This is a genomic window from Kitasatospora sp. NPDC022785 (assembly GCF_055561295.1).
In genome coordinates this window covers 319,391-335,744 of the sequence record NZ_JBVHHB010000001.1, presented here as the reverse complement: position 1 = coordinate 335,744, position 16,354 = coordinate 319,391, and the positions used below count along the sequence as shown (strand labels likewise).

General features: G+C 72.8%; 13 protein-coding genes. All 13 read right to left on the bottom strand.

Annotated elements, in window-relative coordinates; genetic code table 11:
* Positions 1-145 precede the first annotated feature (145 nt).
* Positions 146-934 carry a YggS family pyridoxal phosphate-dependent enzyme gene (locus ACZ3YO_RS01440; protein ID WP_465563335.1) on the bottom strand — a complete coding sequence of 263 codons (789 nt, stop codon included), beginning with the start codon at positions 932-934 and terminating at the stop codon, positions 146-148.
* On the bottom strand, positions 931-1,665 hold the full coding sequence (gene pgeF, locus ACZ3YO_RS01435; RefSeq protein WP_465563333.1) for a peptidoglycan editing factor PgeF: 735 nt from the start codon (positions 1,663-1,665) through the stop codon (positions 931-933). Before pgeF ends, ACZ3YO_RS01440 begins: the two co-directional genes overlap by 4 nt.
* The gene (gene ftsZ / locus ACZ3YO_RS01430; protein ID WP_465563330.1) at positions 1,662-2,888 is read right to left on the bottom strand and encodes a cell division protein FtsZ; all 1,227 of its coding nucleotides are present in this window, start codon (positions 2,886-2,888) and stop codon (positions 1,662-1,664) included. Before ftsZ ends, pgeF begins: the two co-directional genes overlap by 4 nt.
* A gap of 366 nt (positions 2,889-3,254) precedes the next feature.
* A complete protein-coding gene (locus tag ACZ3YO_RS01425; RefSeq protein WP_465563327.1) occupies positions 3,255-4,061 on the bottom strand; it encodes a cell division protein FtsQ/DivIB in 807 nt (268 codons plus the stop codon).
* Positions 4,054-5,160 (bottom strand): undecaprenyldiphospho-muramoylpentapeptide beta-N-acetylglucosaminyltransferase, encoded by a 1,107-nt coding sequence (gene murG / locus ACZ3YO_RS01420; protein WP_465545695.1) that lies wholly within the window; start codon positions 5,158-5,160, stop codon positions 4,054-4,056. The genes ACZ3YO_RS01425 and murG overlap by 8 nt, the downstream gene beginning before the upstream one ends.
* A 6-nt stretch (positions 5,161-5,166) precedes the next feature.
* Positions 5,167-6,474, bottom strand: a complete 1,308-nt coding sequence (ftsW, locus tag ACZ3YO_RS01415; RefSeq protein WP_465564142.1) for a putative lipid II flippase FtsW — start codon at positions 6,472-6,474, stop codon at positions 5,167-5,169.
* 147 nt (positions 6,475-6,621) lie between these two features.
* Positions 6,622-8,067: a UDP-N-acetylmuramoyl-L-alanine--D-glutamate ligase gene (gene murD / locus ACZ3YO_RS01410; RefSeq protein WP_465563323.1), complete on the bottom strand. Its 1,446-nt coding sequence runs from the start codon at positions 8,065-8,067 to the stop codon at positions 6,622-6,624.
* Positions 8,064-9,125 (bottom strand): phospho-N-acetylmuramoyl-pentapeptide-transferase, encoded by a 1,062-nt coding sequence (gene mraY, locus ACZ3YO_RS01405; RefSeq protein ID WP_396319373.1) that lies wholly within the window; start codon positions 9,123-9,125, stop codon positions 8,064-8,066. Before mraY ends, murD begins: the two co-directional genes overlap by 4 nt.
* Positions 9,126-10,526, bottom strand: a complete 1,401-nt coding sequence (locus tag ACZ3YO_RS01400; RefSeq protein WP_465563320.1) for a UDP-N-acetylmuramoyl-tripeptide--D-alanyl-D-alanine ligase — start codon at positions 10,524-10,526, stop codon at positions 9,126-9,128. It lies immediately after the preceding gene.
* Positions 10,523-12,175: a UDP-N-acetylmuramoyl-L-alanyl-D-glutamate--2,6-diaminopimelate ligase gene (locus ACZ3YO_RS01395; protein ID WP_465563317.1), complete on the bottom strand. Its 1,653-nt coding sequence runs from the start codon at positions 12,173-12,175 to the stop codon at positions 10,523-10,525. Before ACZ3YO_RS01395 ends, ACZ3YO_RS01400 begins: the two co-directional genes overlap by 4 nt.
* A gap of 6 nt (positions 12,176-12,181) precedes the next feature.
* Positions 12,182-14,413, bottom strand: coding sequence for a peptidoglycan D,D-transpeptidase FtsI family protein (locus tag ACZ3YO_RS01390; RefSeq protein ID WP_465563314.1), 2,232 nt, complete (start codon positions 14,411-14,413; stop codon positions 12,182-12,184).
* A 58-nt stretch (positions 14,414-14,471) separates the two neighbouring features.
* Positions 14,472-15,047, bottom strand: a complete 576-nt coding sequence (gene ftsL, locus ACZ3YO_RS01385; protein ID WP_465563312.1) for a cell division protein FtsL — start codon at positions 15,045-15,047, stop codon at positions 14,472-14,474.
* 36 nt (positions 15,048-15,083) lie between these two features.
* Positions 15,084-16,058 carry a 16S rRNA (cytosine(1402)-N(4))-methyltransferase RsmH gene (gene rsmH / locus ACZ3YO_RS01380; protein ID WP_396319381.1) on the bottom strand — a complete coding sequence of 325 codons (975 nt, stop codon included), beginning with the start codon at positions 16,056-16,058 and terminating at the stop codon, positions 15,084-15,086.
* Between the last annotated feature and the right edge of the window lie 296 nt (positions 16,059-16,354).

The window sequence follows — 16,354 nt, the reverse complement described above, 5'->3', positions numbered from 1 at the left end:
GCCCACGACTGCCCGTCAGGCCGACGGCCGCTCAGAAGTCGTGGGTGGGGGCCGCGGAGCTGCGATCCACGGTTCGCTAGCGCTCTGGAAAGCTGCTAGTTTCTGTCCTATTTTGTCCTGCAGTCTGATCTACTACCCGGTGACGTTACCTGAGGGGTGACCGCACTCCGAGTACCGCCGTTCCGACGCGCACATGTGTCGCCCCGGCGGCAACGGCCTGCTCAAGGTCACCACTCATTCCTGCGGAAACCATGGTGGCAGCAGGATGGGCCGTCCGTACGGCGGTTGCGATTTCCGCCAGCCGCGCGAACGCCCGGGCCGGGTCCGCGGCGAGCGGTCCGGCGAGCGGCGCGACGGTCATCACACCGTCCAGCCGGAGCCCGGGCGCCTGCGCGATCGCGTCGGCCAGCGCCCCGACCTCCGCCGGGGCGACCCCGGCCCGGCCCTCCCCCTCGCCCTGCTCCTTCTCCAGTGCGACCTGGACCAGGCAACCCAGCTCCGGCCGCCCGGACTTGAGCACCGCCGCGGAGAGCGATCCGACCAGCCGCAGCCGGTCCACCGAGTGCACGTGGTTCGCGTACCGGACCACCGAGCGGACCTTGTTGGTCTGCAGCTGGCCGACGAAGTGCCAGTCCAGCGGAAGGTTTCTGCACTGCTCCGCCTTGGGAGCGGCGTCCTGGTCGCGGTTCTCCGCGACATCGGTGACGCCCAGTGCGGCCAGCAGCGCGGTGTCCTCGGCCGGGTAGGTCTTGGTGACCACGACCAGCTTCACCTCGTCACGCGCCCGCCCGGCGGCCGCACAGGCGTCCGCGATCCGGCGCTCGACGACCTCGAGGTTGGTCCCGAGCTCCTCGTACCGGGCCCGCTGTCCCTGTGTCAGGGCGGAGAGGAATTCCTGGCTGCCCGGGAACGGTCCGTAGATGTCGTTCGTCATGAGAGTTCAGAGCCCAACCAGACGTAGCTCGCGAGCCGGCCCGTGCGCTGCTCGCGGCGGTAGGAGTAGTGATCGGAGGATTCGAGGGTGCAGACCGATGATCGCACCAACTCGGTGACTCCCGCAGCGGCCAGCTGAGCCGCCACTCCTTCCGGCAGGTCCAGGGCCGGCGTGCCCCAGGAGGTCTCGGCGTACGCGGCCGGCACCAGTCCGGCGACTTCGGCGCGCAACGCGGCCGGTACTTCGTAGCAGCGGCCGCAGACCGCGGGCCCGATCGCGGCGGTGATCCGCCCCGGCTCGGCGCCCAGCTCCACCATGGCCCCGACCACCGCCGGCACCACGCCGGCCGCCAGCCCGGGCCGGCCCGCGTGGGCCGCCCCCGCCACACCCGCCACCGGGTCGGCCAGCAGGACGGGGGTGCAGTCGGCGGTCAGGACCGCCAGCGCCAGCGGCCGGTCGGTGACCACCGCATCCACCCTCGGGGCCTCCCCCGACGGCTGGCGTTCCGTCACCACGGCGACGTCCGCGCCGTGCACCTGGTTCATCCAGACCACGTCCGCCGGGTCGAGCCCCAGCGAGCGGGCCGCGATCGCCCGGTTCTCCCGGACGACGGCCGGGTCGTCCCCCACCGCACCGCCGAGGTTCAGCTCCCCGTACGGCGAAGTGCTCACCCCGCCCCACCGGGTGGTGAAGGCGAAGTGAGCACCGTTGCGGGACGTGCGATCGATCACTTAAGGAAGTCCGGGACGTCGAGCTCCTCGGCGGGGCTCTCCACGAACGGCTGGCGGGCGGGCTGCACCTGCGGAGGCACGGGTGCGGCGGTCGCGGTGGACGGTGCCTCGGCCGGACGCGGCGCGCCGGCGGTCTCACCCTCCGGGCGGGCCGTCACCGAGCCGATGCTCCCGTACGAGGGCCGGCTCGCCGGGCGCTCCGGGGCGGGGGCCGGCGTGGAGGCCGGGGCCGTCTGGCCGGCCTTGACCACCGGGTCGCGGACGATGGCCGGCGGCTGGCCGCCGTCGAAGCCCGCGGCGATCACGGTGACGCGGACCTCGTCGCCGAGCGCGTCGTCGATGACCGCACCGAAGATGATGTTGGCCTCGGGGTGCGCGGCCTCGCTGACCAGCTGGGCGGACTCGTTGATCTCGAACAGGCCGAGGTCGGAGCCGCCGGAGATGGAGAGCAGGACACCGCGGGCGCCGTCGATCGACGCCTCCAGCAGCGGCGAGGAGATCGCCATCACGGCGGCCGCCTTGGCGCGGTCCTCCCCGCGGGCGGAGCCGATGCCCATCAGCGCCGAGCCGGCGTCCGACATGACGGACTTGACGTCGGCGAAGTCGAGGTTGATCAGGCCCGGGGTGGTGATCAGGTCGGTGATGCCCTGGACGCCGGAGAGCAGCACCTGGTCGGCGGAGCGGAACGCGTCCAGCACGCTGACCTGGCGGTCCGAGATGGACAGCAGCCGGTCGTTGGGGATCACGATCAGGGTGTCGACCTCTTCGCGCAGGCCGGCGATGCCGTCCTCCGCCTGGTTGGCGCGACGCCGGCCCTCGAAGGTGAAGGGGCGGGTGACCACACCGATGGTCAGCGCACCGAGCGAGCGGGCGATGTTGGCCACGACGGGCGCGCCGCCGGTGCCGGTGCCGCCGCCCTCGCCGGCGGTGACGAAGACCATGTCGGCCCCCTTGAGGACCTCCTCGATCTCCTCGCGGTGGTCCTCGGCGGCCTTCCGGCCGACCTCGGGGTTGGCGCCGGCGCCGAGGCCCCGGGTGAGTTCACGGCCCACATCGAGCTTGACGTCGGCGTCGCTCATCAGGAGGGCCTGCGCATCGGTGTTGATCGCGATGAACTCGACGCCCTTGAGACCGACCTCGATCATCCGGTTGATGGCGTTGACACCACCGCCGCCGATACCGACGACCTTGATGACTGCGAGGTAGTTCTGCGGTGCTGCCACGTCGAAGGCCTCTCGCCTCGAATTTCCGGGTCGGCCCGACTCCCGGTGGGGTGTCGTTCCGACGGATGTCGATGGGTAGGGAGCCTGGTTTCTGACTGAATGTCCGAAATGCCGACCGCCGACCCCAACCCTAAACTTGACCTTTAGGGTTAGTCCTGTGCCCCCGTCACATCACCAGGGGACACAGTCTGGTGACACAGGACACTAGGTGGCCCCGGGCACGTGTTTCAACGAACACGCCGAGCTTCCCTTTTTCTTTTGAGCCTATGTGATCATCAACCGGCTTATGAAACCGGGGTGACCACCAAGGGTCAGGCCGACACGAAACCCGCGTCAACCCCTCCCCCAGACAGAGAACCTACCGGATCATCCGGACACCGCCGGCGCCTCCGGAGCGCTGACATCGAAGTTCGTACCCTTCTGATGCAGCAGCGCCACCAGCACCCGGGCCTTGCGATCAGTCTGGTCCGGACTCCCCCAGCGGACCGTCGCACCCCCGCTGAGCTGCACCTGGATGTCGTCGTAGGAGTGCACCAGCACCACCCCGGCCCGTTGCCGGACCTCGGCGGGCAGGCCGGCGGCCACCGCCACCGCGCCCTGCACCAACTGCGAACGGGTGATCACCGAGTCCGCGTCCCGGGCCGGCTGACCGAGCCGCAGCTCGACCACCGGCACCCCCTCGGGGGCGGTCGCCTCGGTGGCGAAGCTCACGCCGCCCGCGTCCACCTGGGTGAACTGGCCGTCCTCCCCCTTGACGGCGGCGACCGCCGTGCGCTGGACGATCTTCACCTGCAGCGTGTGCGGCCAGCCGCGCCAGACCTCGGCCCCGGCCACCCGCGGGATCGCCTTCACCCGCCGCTCGACGTCGGCCAGGTCCACCCGGGCCAGCGGGCCGCCGCCGACCTCGCCGATCGCCGCGCGGACCTGGTCGACCGTCAGCTTGTCGTCCTGCACGCCCTGCACCGAGACGCTGCGCACGTCCAGCACCGACGACAGGAACACCAGCCAGGCCAGCCCGCCGATCACCGCGGCGCCGAGCGCGCCCAGCACCACGATGCCCCGCCGGGAGAGCCGGAGCCGGGGAGCGTACCCCTCGTCCCCGAACTCCACCTCGTCCTGGGCGTACCCCCGGCCGGAGGCCGGGGGAGGGTCGGCGAGCCGGCCGTCAGCCACGTCGGCGACCACCCCGGGCGGCCTCGATCGCCTCGTACACCATGCCGACCAGCAGCTCGTCGGCGTCCCGGCGGCCGAACTCGGCGGCCGCCCGGCTCATGTCCCAGAGCTTCTGCGGGTCGGTGAGCACCGGCAGCACGTTCTGCAGCACCCAGTCCGGGGTCAGCTCCGCGTCGTCGACCAGCAGGCCGCCGCCGGCCTTGACCATCGGCTGGGCGTTCAGCCGCTGCTCGCCGTTGCCGATCGGCAACGGGACGAAGGCGGCGGGCAGGCCGACGGCGGCCAGCTCGGCCACCGTCATGGCGCCCGCCCGGCAGAGCATCAGGTCGGCGGCCGCGTAGGCGAGGTCCATCCGGTCCACGTACGGCACCGGGCGGTAGGGCGGCATCCCGGGGATGTCGTCCACCTGCGGCAGCTCGTTCTTCGGGCCGACCGCGTGCAGGATCTGCACGCCGTACTGCTGGAGCCGCGGCGCGATCGCGGTGACGGTCTCGTTGAGCCGGCGGGCGCCCTGCGAGCCGCCGGAGACGAGCAGGGTGGGCAGCCGCTGGTCGAGGCCGAAGTAGTGCCGGGCCTCCGGGCGGGCCGCGTTGCGGTCCAGCGTGGCGATGGTCCGGCGCAGCGGGATGCCGATGTACCGGGAGTCGCGCAGCTTGCTGTCCGGCGTGGAGACGGCGACGAAGTCGCTGTACCGGGCGCCGATCTTGTTGGCCAGGCCGGGCCGGGCGTTGGCCTCGTGCACCACGATCGGCACGCCGGCCCGCTTGGCGGCCAGGTAGGCCGGCATCGCGACGTAGCCGCCGAAGCCGACCACGACGTCGGCGTTGACCCGCTCGATGATCTCCTGGGCGGCCCGGACGGTGCCGCGCAGCCGGCCCGGGACGGTGATCAGCTCGGGGGTGGGCTTGCGCGGCAGCGGGACGGCCGGGATCAGCTCCAGCTGGTAGCCGCGCTCGGGTACCAGCCGGGTCTCCAGACCGCGTTCGGTGCCCAGGGCGGTGATCCCGATGGACGGGTCGTGCCTGCGGAGGGCGTCCGCGAGGGCGAGGGCCGGCTCGATGTGACCGGCGGTCCCCCCGCCGGCGAGTACGACATGCACCGAAATTCACCGCTCCCTGCGCGCCGGCACCGGGGCCGGGCGCGCTGTGGTTCGTCGTCGTGGCAGCACCCGGGCCAGTCGTCTCCTGACCCGGGAGTTCTTGCTCCGGGCGGCCAGGGCCGCCTTCGCGCCCGAGGTGCTGCGTGCGAGGCAGAGCAGCACACCGATCGCGGACATGGCCGACAGCATGGCGGAACCGCCGTAGGAGAACAGCGGGAGCGGGACGCCCGCGATGGGCAGCAGTCCCAGCGCCGACCCGAGGTTGATCACGGCCTGTGCCATGATCCACGTGGTGGCGGCTCCCGCGGCGTACCTGACGAAGGGGTCCTTCGTACCGATGGCCACACGGATACCCGCGTAGCCTAGTGCCGCAAAGAGGCCGATCACCGACAGCGTCCCCACCAGGCCCAGTTCCTCGCCGGTCGCGGCGAAGATGAAGTCGGTGTGCGCCTCCGGGAGCTGGCCCCATTTCTCGACGCCGGCGCCGAGCCCGGACCCGAAGAGACCGCCGAGCCCGAACGCCTGGATGCCGTGCAGCGCCTGGAAACAGGCACCGGCCGGGTCGAGCTTGGTGACGCCGATGCAGGCGAGCCGTTCGGCCCGGTGCGGGACGGTCACCACCAGGGCGGTGCAGACCACGACGGCGACGCCGAGGGTCGCCACGAACAGCCGCAGCGGGGCGCCGACCATCCAGAGCAGGCCGAACAGCACGGCCACCAGGATCATCGAGGTGCCCATGTCGCCGCCGAGCATGATCATCGCCAGCAGCAGCAGGGCGCCCGGGACCAGCGGGACCAGCAGGTGCTTCCACTGGTCGAGGCTGCCGTTCTTCTGTTTGCGGGCGAGCAGGTCGGCGCCCCAGAGCACCAAGGCGAGCTTGGCGAACTCGGACGGCTGGAACTGGAAGAAGCCCAGATCCAGCCAGTTCCGGTTGCCGTTGACCTCCACCCCGATGCCGGGGACGGCGACCAGCGCCAGCGCGCCGATCACCCCGAACATCACCGGATAGGTGATCACCCGCAGCACCGCGACCGGCACGGACGCGAGGCCGATCAGTAGGACGAGCCCGAGCATCGCCGCGACCAGCTGCTTGAGGAAGTAGAACTGCGACGAGCGGTGCTGGCCCAGGGCGAGGATCTGCGAGGCGGAGAAGACCATCAGCAGGCCCAGCACCACCAGCAGCAGCGTCGAGCCGATGATCAGCAGATAGGGCGTCAGCGGCCGGTCCAGCGTGTACCGCAGGCGGGCCCGGAAGGCCTGTGCCCGGGCCACCGGGCCGGCCGACTTGTAGGCGGTCGTGGTGGCCGAGATCACCCGCCACGGATCGGCCGGGCTCTTCTCCGGCGCACCGGTACCGCCCGCCCTGCCCTGCCCCGCCACCACGCCCCTGCTCTCCTCTTCTTGCGCCTCGCGAGCCGAAGGGCCGCGAGGCGTGCCCCGGCCGAGGGTGTTCCTCCCGCCCTAGGGCGTGCCCCAGGTGCCTTCCAGCCGCCGGACCGCCGCCGCGAAGAGGTCGCCGCGCTCGCCGTAGTTGGTGAACATGTCCATCGAGGCGCAGGCCGGCGCCAGCAGCACCGTGTCACCCGATTGGGCGAGCGAGGTGGCCGCGCGGACCACCTCGGTCATCGCCACCGCGCCAGTCTGGCCCTCGGCCGCCTCGATCACCGGGACATCCGGCGCGTGTCGTGCCAGCGCCTCCCGGACCAGCGCGCGGTCCTCGCCGATCAGCACCGCGCCGCGCAGCCGCTCGGCCGCGCCCTGGACGAGGTCGTCGAAGGTGGCACCCTTGGCCAGGCCGCCGGCGATCCAGACGATCGGCCGGTACGAGGCCAGCGAGGCCGCGGCGGCGTGGGTGTTGGTGGCCTTGGAGTCGTCGATGTACGTGACGCCGTCGACCACACCGACCTCGGCGATCCGGTGGGCGTCCGGGCGGAAGGCCCGCAGCCCCTCGCGGACGGCCTTCGGGTCGACCCCGTACGCCCGGGCGAGGGCGGCGGCGGCGAGCGCGTTGGCGATGTTGTGCGGGGCCGGCGGGTTGACGTCCTCGACCGAGCCCAGCTCGGCGGCGTTCTTGGCCCGGTCCGCCACGAAGGCGCGGTCCACCAGCAGACCGTCGACCACGCCGAAGTTCGACAGGCCGGGCGCGCCGAGGCCGAAGCCGACGGCGCGGCAGCCCTCCTCGACGTCGGCCTCGCGGACCAGCTCCTCGGTGGCCGGGTCGGCCAGGTTGTACACGCAGGCGACGACGTTGCCCTCGTAGATCCGGCCCTTGTCGGCGGCGTACGCCTCCATCGAGCCGTGCCAGTCCAGGTGGTCCGGCGCCAGGTTGAGGACGGCGGCCGAGTACGGGCGCAGCGAGGGTGCCCAGTGCAGCTGGTAGCTGGAGAGCTCGACCGCGAGCACGTCGTACGGCTCCGCGGCGAGCACCGCGTCCAGCACCGAGACCCCGACGTTGCCGACGGCGGCGGTGCGCTTGCCGGCGGCGGCGAGGATCGAGGCGAGCATCTGGACGGTGGTGGTCTTGCCGTTGGTGCCGGTGACGGCCAGCCAGGGGGCGGGCTCGCCGGTGGACGGCAGCGGCTTGCGCAGGCGCCAGGCCAGTTCGACGTCGCCCCAGACCTCGACGCCGGCCGCGCCGGCGGCGGCGAACAGCGGGCTGCTGGGCGGCCAGCCGGGCGAGGTGACGACCAGCCGGGTGCCCTCGGGCAGGCTGTCGCCGTCGCCGAGGCGGACGGTGATTCCCTGCGCCCGGAGCTCGGCGGCGCGAGCCTGCAGGCCCTCGCCGGAGCCGCCGTCCACGACGGTGACGCGGGCCCCGAGGCCGTGCAGGACGCGGGCGGCGCTGATCCCGGAGACGCCGAGGCCGGCGACGGCGACCGGCAGTCCGGCCCAGTCGGGGTTGGTCATCCGGTCACCCATCCCGCGTAGAAGAGGCCGAGTCCGACGGCCACGCAGAGGCCCTGGATGATCCAGAACCGGACCACGATCAGGACCTCGGTCCAGCCCTTGAGTTCGAAGTGGTGCTGCAGCGGGGCCATCTTGAAGACGCGCTTGCCGGTCATCCGGAAGGAGCCGACCTGGATGATCACCGAGAGGGTGATGATCACGTAGAGGCCGCCGAGCAGCGCGAGCAGCAGCTCGGTGCGGGAGCAGATCGCCAGGCCGGCCAGGGCGCCGCCGAGGGCGAGCGAGCCGGTGTCACCCATGAAGATCTTGGCGGGCGAGGTGTTCCACCAGAGGAAGCCGAAGCAGGAGCCCATCAGGGCGGCGGCGACGACGGCGAGGTCCAGCGGGTCGCGGACGTCGTAGCAGTTGGCGGTGGCGGAGATCGTGTACGCGCAGCTCTGGCCGTACTCCCAGACACCGATGAAGGTGTAGGCGCCGAAGACCATCACCGAGGCGCCGGTGGCCAGACCGTCCAGACCGTCCGTCAGGTTCACGCCGTTCGACATCGCGGCGATCATGAAGTACGCGAAGATGACGAACAGCACCGGCCCGATGGACCACTTGAAGTCCCGGACGAAGGACAGGTGGTCGGAGGCCGGCGTGAGCCCCCGGTCGTCGGCGAACTGCATCGCCAGACCGGCGAAGGCGAGCGCCACCGCCGACTGGCCGACCAGCTTCGCCTTGGCCCGCAGGCCGAGCGAGCGGCGCTTGACGACCTTGATGTAGTCGTCCAGGAAGCCGACCAGGCCCAGGCCGACCGTCAGGAACAGCACCAGCAGCCCGGAGATCGTGGGGCTTTCGCCCGTTATCGCCTTGGTGGCGAAGTAGGCGATGAGCGTCGCCAGGATGAAGGCGATGCCGCCCATCGTGGGCGTGCCCTTCTTGCTGTGGTGCGCCTTGGGGCCGTCGTCGCGGATGTACTGGCCGTAGCCGTGCCGGGCGAGAAGCTTGATCAGGGCCGGCGTGCCGAGCAGCGACAGGATCAGACCGATCATGCCGGAGAAGAGGATCTGCTTCATTTACGCAGCACCGTCCGCGAGAAGAGCCTCGGCAACCTTCTCCAGCCCCACCGAACGGGAGGCCTTCACCAGGACCACATCCCCGGGCAGCAGCTGACTGCGCAGCAGCTCGACCGCCGCGTCCGCGTCGGACACCAGCACCGACTCCTCACCCCACGAACCTTCGTTCCTCGCGCCCAGTTCCATGCAGGCCGCCTCGCGCCCGCCGACCGCCACCAGCTTGGTGACGTCCAGCCGTACCGCGAGCCGCCCGATGGCGTCGTGCTCGGCCAGGCTCTCCTCGCCGAGCTCCCGCATCTCGCCGAGCACCGCCCAGGTCCGGCGGCGCTCCGGGCCACGCCCCCCCATCGAGACCAGCGCCCGCAGCGCGGCCCGCATCGAGTCGGGGTTCGCGTTGTAGGCGTCGTTGACGACGGTGACACCATCGGCCCGGTCGACGACCTCCATGCGCCAGCGGGACAGCGCACCCGCCTCGCTCAGTGCTTCGGCGGTGTCGTCGACGGACATCCCGAGCTCCACCGCCACCGCAGCGGCGGCGAGGGCGTTCGAGACGTGGTGCTCACCGTACAGGCGCAGGTGCACGGGTGCGGAACCGGCCGGGGTGATCAGCGTGAACGATGGCCGTCCGGTGGAGTCCAGGCGAACATCCTGTGCCCGGACATGGGCGTCGGGGGACTCCCCGAAGAGGACCACCCTGGCCTTGGTCCGGGAGGCCATCGCGCGCACCAGGCGGTCGTCGGCGTTGAGGATCGCCGCGCCGTCCGCGGGCAGCGCCTCGACCAGCTCGCCCTTGGCCTCGGCGATCGCCTCCTGGGAGCCGAACTCGCCGACGTGCGCGGTGCCGACGTTCAGCACCAGGCCGATCCGGGGCGGGGTGACCGAGGTGAGGTACTCGATGTCGCCCTTGTGCCGGGCGCCCATCTCCATCACCAGGTGCCGGGTGCCGGCCTCGACCCGCAGCGCGGTCATCGGGTGGCCGATCTCGTTGTTGAGCGAGCCGGGCGGGTAGACGGTCTCGCCGTGCCGCTGGAGCAGCTGGGCGATCAGGTCCTTGGTGCTGGTCTTGCCGGCCGAGCCGGTCAGCGCGACCACGGTCGTGGCCTCGGCCCGGGCGACCACGGCGCGGGCCAGCTTGCCCAGCGCGTCGACCACGCTGTCGACCAGGACGGCGGGTACGCCGACCGGGCGGGAGGCGAGCACGGCGACGGCGCCGGCCTCGACCGCCGTCCGGGCGTACTCGTGGCCGTCCACGCGCTCGCCGACGAAGGCGGCGAAGAGGCCGCCGGGGCGCACCTTGCGGGAGTCGACCTCGACCGGGCCGGTCACCGGGGTGTCGGGGTCGGCGCCGTCCAGGGTGCCCCCGACTGCTGCGGCCACCTCGGCGAGGGTCAGTGCGATCACGGCTGCTCTACTCCTCCGGTGCCCCGGGCGGCCGTGGTCTGCGTGATGGATTCGCGCAGCACCTCCCGGTCGTCGAAGGGGCGGATCTCGTCTCGTACGTACTGGCCGAGCTCGTGGCCCTTGCCGGCCACCAGCACGGTGTCGCCGGCCTGGGCGCGGGCCACCGCGAGGTGGATCGCCTCGGCGCGGTCGGGCACCACCAGGACGGCGCCGCGCTCGGCCTCGGGCACCGAGGCGGCGCCGGTCAGCATGGTGGCGAGGATCGCCAGCGGATCCTCACTGCGCGGGTTGTCGCTGGTCAGCACGGCGGTGTCGGCCAGGCGGGCGGCGATGGCGCCCATCGGGGCGCGCTTGTGCGGATCGCGGTCGCCGCCGCAGCCGACCACCACGTGCAGCCGGCCCTTGGTGACCTCGCGCAGCGAGCCGAGGACGGCCTCCAGCGCGTCCGGCTTGTGGGCGTAGTCGACCACCGCGACGAACGGCTGCCCGGCGTCGACCCGCTCCAGCCGGCCCGGCACCCCGGGCACGGCGGCGATCCCGGCGACGGCCTGCTCCAACGGCAGCCCGGCGGTGACCAGCAGGGTGATCGCGGCCAGCGCGTTGGCGACGTTGAACGGGCCGGGCAGCGGGACGGCCGCGTCGGCCGCGGCGCCGTCGGGGCCGAGCACCCGGAAGGTCGAGCCGGCCGGGCCGAGCTGGACGTCCACCGCCCGCCAGTGGGCCTCGGGCGCGCCGGTGGCGGAGAAGGAGGTGACCGGGATCTTCGCCTCGGCCACCAGCCGGCGCCCGTACGGGTCGTCCACGTTGACCACCCCGCGGCGGGACTTGCCGGGCTGGAACAGCCGGGCCTTCGCCTGGAAGTAGTCCTCCATGTCCGGGTGGAAGTCGAGGTGCTCGGGGGTGAGGTTGTTGAACAGCGCGACGTCGTAGACCACGCCGTCGGTGCGGCCGAAGACCAGCGCGTGGCTGGAGACCTCCATGGTCACCGCGTCCGCACCGCGCTCGCCCATGACGGCGAGGATCGCGTGCAGGTCGGTGGCCTCGGGGGTGGTCCGCTCGCTCTTGATCCGCTCGCTGCCGACCCGCATCTCGACGGTGCCGATCACGCCGGGGCTGCGCCCGGCGCCGCGCAGGCCGCCCTCGACCAGGTAGGAGGTGGTGGTCTTGCCGTTGGTACCGGTCAGCCCGATCATCAGCAGCCGCTCGGAGGGCCGGCCGTAGACCGCGGCGGCCAGTTCGCCCATCCGGGCCCGCGGCCGGTCGACCACCAGCAGCGGCAGGCCGGTACCGGCCGCCAGCTCCGCGCCGGCCGGGTCGGTGAGCAGGGCCACCGCGCCCGCCTGGGCGGCCTGGGCCGCGAAGGCCGCGCCGTGGTGGTTGGCCCCGGGGAAGGCCACGTACACATCGCCCGGGCGCACCGCGCGGGAGTCGTGGGTGACGCCGGTGACGAGGCCCCCCTCGACCGGCGCGAGGCCGAGCAGACGGGCCAGCCCGGCGAGCGGCTGGGCCTCGGCCCGGGCGGGGCGGGGCGGAGTCACGGTGGTTTGATCGGGTTTCGGCACGGCGGGAAGGCTATCCGCCGAAGGGTGCCCAGGGCCAAACCGGGCCTGCGCCGTGCCGTCGTCCCGCCCGGCCCGCTGGTCGCTCATGGTCGATCACGGCTTCCACTCGACGGGCAGATTGGGTGCCTCGCTGCCGCTCGGCGGGACCTGCAGGGTCTTCAGGGTGAACTCCATCACCTGTTTGAACACCGGCCCGCAGAGCTGGCCGCCGAAGTGGCCGTTGACCGGGTCCTGGATGACGCAGGAGACGGTGACCCGCGGCTGGTCGGCCGGGGCGAAACCGATGAACGACGCGGTGTACCCGTGGTAGCCGCCGGTCTTCGGGTCCACCCGGTTGGCGGTGCCGGTCTTCCCGGCCACCCGGTAGCCGGGGATGGCCGCCTTCCCGCCGGTGCCCTGCTCGTCGGTGACGACCGACTCCAGCATCTCGGTGAGCGTCTTCGCGGTCTGCTCGCTGACCACCCGGGACTCCGCCCCGGGCGCGGCCGGGGTGTACCGGCCGTCCGGCGCGGTGGTGCCCTGGACGATGCTGGGCGTGACCCGCACCCCGCCGTTGGCGATGGTGGAGAACACCGAGGTCGCCTGCAGGGCGTTGACCGACAGGCCCTGGCCGAACGGGATGGTGTACTGCTTGGACGCCTTCCAGTCCTCCGGCTTGTCCAGCAGGCCGGCGGTCTCGCCGGGGAAGCCCAGGCCGGTCTGCTGGCCGATGCCGAACTTGCGCAGGTAGTCGTAGAGCACCTGGTTGGCCTCGGGCTGGGTCGCGCCGAGCGTCTGGGCGGCCTCGATGGTGCCGATGTTGGAGGACTTGGCGAGCACCCCGGCCAGCGTCAGGTACCAGGTCGGGTGCTCGACGTCGTCCTTGAACGCCACATCGCCGCGGACCAGCGGGTACGGGACGGTCACCTTGGTGTCCCAGGTGGCCTTGCCGGTGTCCAGCACGGCGGCCATGGTCATCAGCTTGGCGGTGGAGCCGGGCTCGTACGCGTCCTGGAGGGCCGCGTTGCCGAGCTGGGAGGACTTGGCGCTGCTCAGGTCGTTGGGGTTGAAGCCGGGTGAGGTGGCCATCGCAAGGACCTGGCCGGTCTTCACGTCCTGGACGACGACGTAGCCCTTCTCCGCCCCGGCGTTGGCGACCTGGTCGGTGATGGCGCGCTGGGCCGCCCACTGGATGTCCCGGTTGACGGTCAGCCGCAGGTCGGTGCCGGACACGGCCGGGTCCAGCGAGCCCCCTGCGGTCGGCACCAGCCGGCCGCCGGACTGGGCGTAGCTGCTGTGGCCGTCCTTGCCGGCCAGCACCTTCTGGTACTGCGACTCCAGGCCGCCGGCGCCCTCGCCCTCCGCGTTGACGAAGCCGACCACGTTGGCGGCCAGCCCGTCCGAGGGGTAGACGCGCTTCTGGGTGTCCCGGTTGAAGACCCCGCCCAGCGGGTTGAAGCACTCGTTGTCCACCCTGCTCCGCCCGCCCTCCTCCGCGGGCTTGTTCAGCAGGCGCCGCTGGGCCACGCAGGCCCGGGAGTTGGCCTGCTTCTCCAGGGTCGACTTGAGGTCGCTGATCTGGTTCTTGACGTCGGGGGTCTGCTGGGCGGCGAGCCGCTTGTAGCGGCTCTTGGGGGTGCGCAGGTCGGCGGCGATCTTCTCCTTGGGCAGGCCGAGGATCGGCGCGAGCAGTGCGGCCGCCTGCTCGGGTGCGTCGGGGATGCCGGCCGAGCCCGGGGTGAACATGGCCGGGTCGGCGGTGATGTCGTACGCGTCGACGGTGGTGGCCAGCGCCACGCCGTCGGCGGACGTTATCGAGCCGCGCTCGGCGGTGATCGGGATGTCCAGGTAGCGGTTGGTGTTGGCGTCGGCGGCCAGCGCGTCGGAGTCCAGCAGCTGGAGCTGGACCAGGCGGCCGGCGAAGACCGAGAACACCAGGGAGAGCGCCACGGTGACCACCCGGAGCCGGCGGCGCGAGTCGGCCAGCCGGATCGGCTTGGGCCGCGGGTGCTGCGGCGGGCGGGACTTCGGGCGCGGCCGGCCGGCCGCCTGGCCGCGGACCGGCGGGCGGGCCTCCGGGCGGCGCTGCTGCGGCGTCCGGGGCGCCTTGCCCTGGGGGTTCCGGGCCGGCTGGGCCTTGGCCGACTGCTTGGCGGGCTGGGCCTTCGGGGGCTGCTGCGACCGTGCGGGCTGCGGCTTGGCCGGCTGCTGCCTGGCGGGCTGGGGCCGGCCGGGCTGTGCCTTGCCGGGCTGGGCGCGCGGGGCCTGGCGCGGCGCGGCGCCCTTGGCGGCGGGCCGGGGACGGCCGGTGCCGCCGCCCCCGGACGGCTGTCGCGGCGTACTCATGCGCCCACCTCGCTGCACCCGGCGAGCGCTTCGCGCACCTTCCGGTCGTCTCGCTCGCTCATCGGCCCGCACCCCCGGTCGCGGTCGGCGCCGGCTGCGGCGCGGCGGGGTTGATCTGGACGGTGGTGTCGCCGCCGGCTGCGGGGGCCGTCGGTACGGCGGTGCCCGGCTGGGCGCCCGGCGAGGGCTGCGGATTCCCGGGCCACGGTTCGGCGGTGGACCGTTTCACCGGCTGGCTGTCCTGGGCCGGGCCGGGCGTGCCGAGCACCTTGCCGCCGTTCGGGACGTCCAGGAATGCCATCCCGCCGGCCGGCACCATGCCCAGCTCGGCAGCCCGGCGCGCCAGCGCGTCCGGCGCGGAGTTCTGGTCGATCTGGTGCTGGAGGCCCTGCTGCTCGTCGGTGAGCACGGTGGTCTGCCGCTGGAGCCGGGAGAGTTCGAAGGAGCCCTCGTTGAGCGCGGTGTTCAACGCCAGCAGGCCGAGCAGCCCGGCCGCGAGCAGGACGACCACCAGGACCGCGAACGGCGTCCGCCCCCGTACCGGGCGCCGCCCGGGGCGGACCGTGATCCGCGCCCTCCCGCCCTGCCCGGGGAGCACCGCGCCCCCCGCCCCGCCTCCGGCCACCGGCCCCACGCTTTCTCCTCCGCCCTTCCGACCGCCCCGACCTGGTCAGCCCCGGGTGCTTCGGTCCCTGATCCTCTCCGCCACCCGCAACCGCACGGGCGCGGCGCGCCGGTTCTCCTCGATCTCCTCCTCGGTGGCCAGTTCGGCACCGCGGGTGATCAGCTTCAGCCAGGGCTGGTGCTCCTCCGGGACGAACGGCAGCCCCGGCGGGGCGGTGCTGGTCGCTCCGGCGGCGAGGTACTGCTTCACCAGACGGTCCTCCAGCGACTGGTAGGACATCACGACGATCCGCCCGCCCAGCGCCAGGGCGTCCAGCGCGCCCGGGATCGCCCGGTCCAGCACCTCCAGCTCGCCGTTGACCTCGATCCGCAGCGCCTGGAAGGTGCGCTTGGCCGGGTTCCCGCCGGTACGACGGGTGGCGGCCGGGATGGCGTTGCGCACCAACTCGACCAGACGCGCGCTGGTGGTGAACGGTTCCTTCTCGCGCTCGCGCACGATCACCGAGGCGATCTTCCCGGCGAACCGCTCCTCGCCGTAGACCTTCAGGATCCGGGCCAGCTGGCCGTGGGTGTAGGTGTTGAGCACCTCGGCCGCGCTCAGGCCCCGGGTCTGGTCCATCCGCATGTCCAGCGGGGCGTCCTGGGAGTAGGCGAAGCCGCGCTCGGCCTCGTCCAGCTGCATCGAGGAGACGCCGAGGTCGAACAGGATGCCCTGAACCCTGGGGATGTCGAGGCGCTCCAGCACCTCGGGGATCTCGTCGTAGACGGCGTGCACCAGGGTGGCCCGGTCGCCGAACGGGGCCAGCCGCTCGCCGGAGAGCTTCAGCGCCGCCGGGTCGCGGTCCACCGCGACCAGCCGGACGTCCGGGAACTGGGTCAGCAGGGCCTCACTGTGCCCGCCGAGGCCGAGGGTGGCGTCCACCACCACGGCGCCCGGCTGCGAGATCGCCGGGGCCAGCGCGTCCATGCACCGCTGCAGCATCACGGGGACGTGCTTGGGAGCCGGTTCGTTGGTGCTCATGCGCTGTGGGCGCCCTTCCTCGGTGCGGAGCAGCCCGATGTCCGGGAGCTCCGACCATTTTGGCCCACTGCGTGCCGGAACCGGCGCCTGGGGGGAGCTGCCCCGGCCAGGGACGCGGCCCGTGGTCCCCGCCCGCTCTGGGGAAGGTCGTGACCGCCCGGCACCGGGGAAGGTGCGCCAGGTGGCACGGAGCGGGTGGAGGCCACGGGCCGCGTCGGCCGCCGCACCGGCCGGAAAGGCCCGGTTGACGGGCTCCGGCGGGTGTGCTCCACTGCGCCGCAACTCTATCGCGCGGA

Excerpts from the sequence above, each read along its gene's own strand:
- ACZ3YO_RS01440 (WP_465563335.1), bottom strand. The coding sequence starts at position 934 with ATGACGAACGACATCTACGGACCGTTCCCGGGCAGCCAGGAATTCCTC.
- murD (WP_465563323.1), bottom strand. The coding sequence starts at position 8,067 with ATGACCAACCCCGACTGGGCCGGACTGCCGGTCGCCGTCGCCGGCCTC.
- mraY (WP_396319373.1), bottom strand. The coding sequence starts at position 9,125 with ATGAAGCAGATCCTCTTCTCCGGCATGATCGGTCTGATCCTGTCGCTG.
- ACZ3YO_RS01395 (WP_465563317.1), bottom strand. The coding sequence starts at position 12,175 with ATGAGCGACCAGCGGGCCGGGCGGGACGACGGCACGGCGCAGGCCCGG.
- ACZ3YO_RS01390 (WP_465563314.1), bottom strand. The coding sequence starts at position 14,413 with ATGAGTACGCCGCGACAGCCGTCCGGGGGCGGCGGCACCGGCCGTCCC.
- rsmH (WP_396319381.1), bottom strand. The coding sequence starts at position 16,058 with ATGAGCACCAACGAACCGGCTCCCAAGCACGTCCCCGTGATGCTGCAG.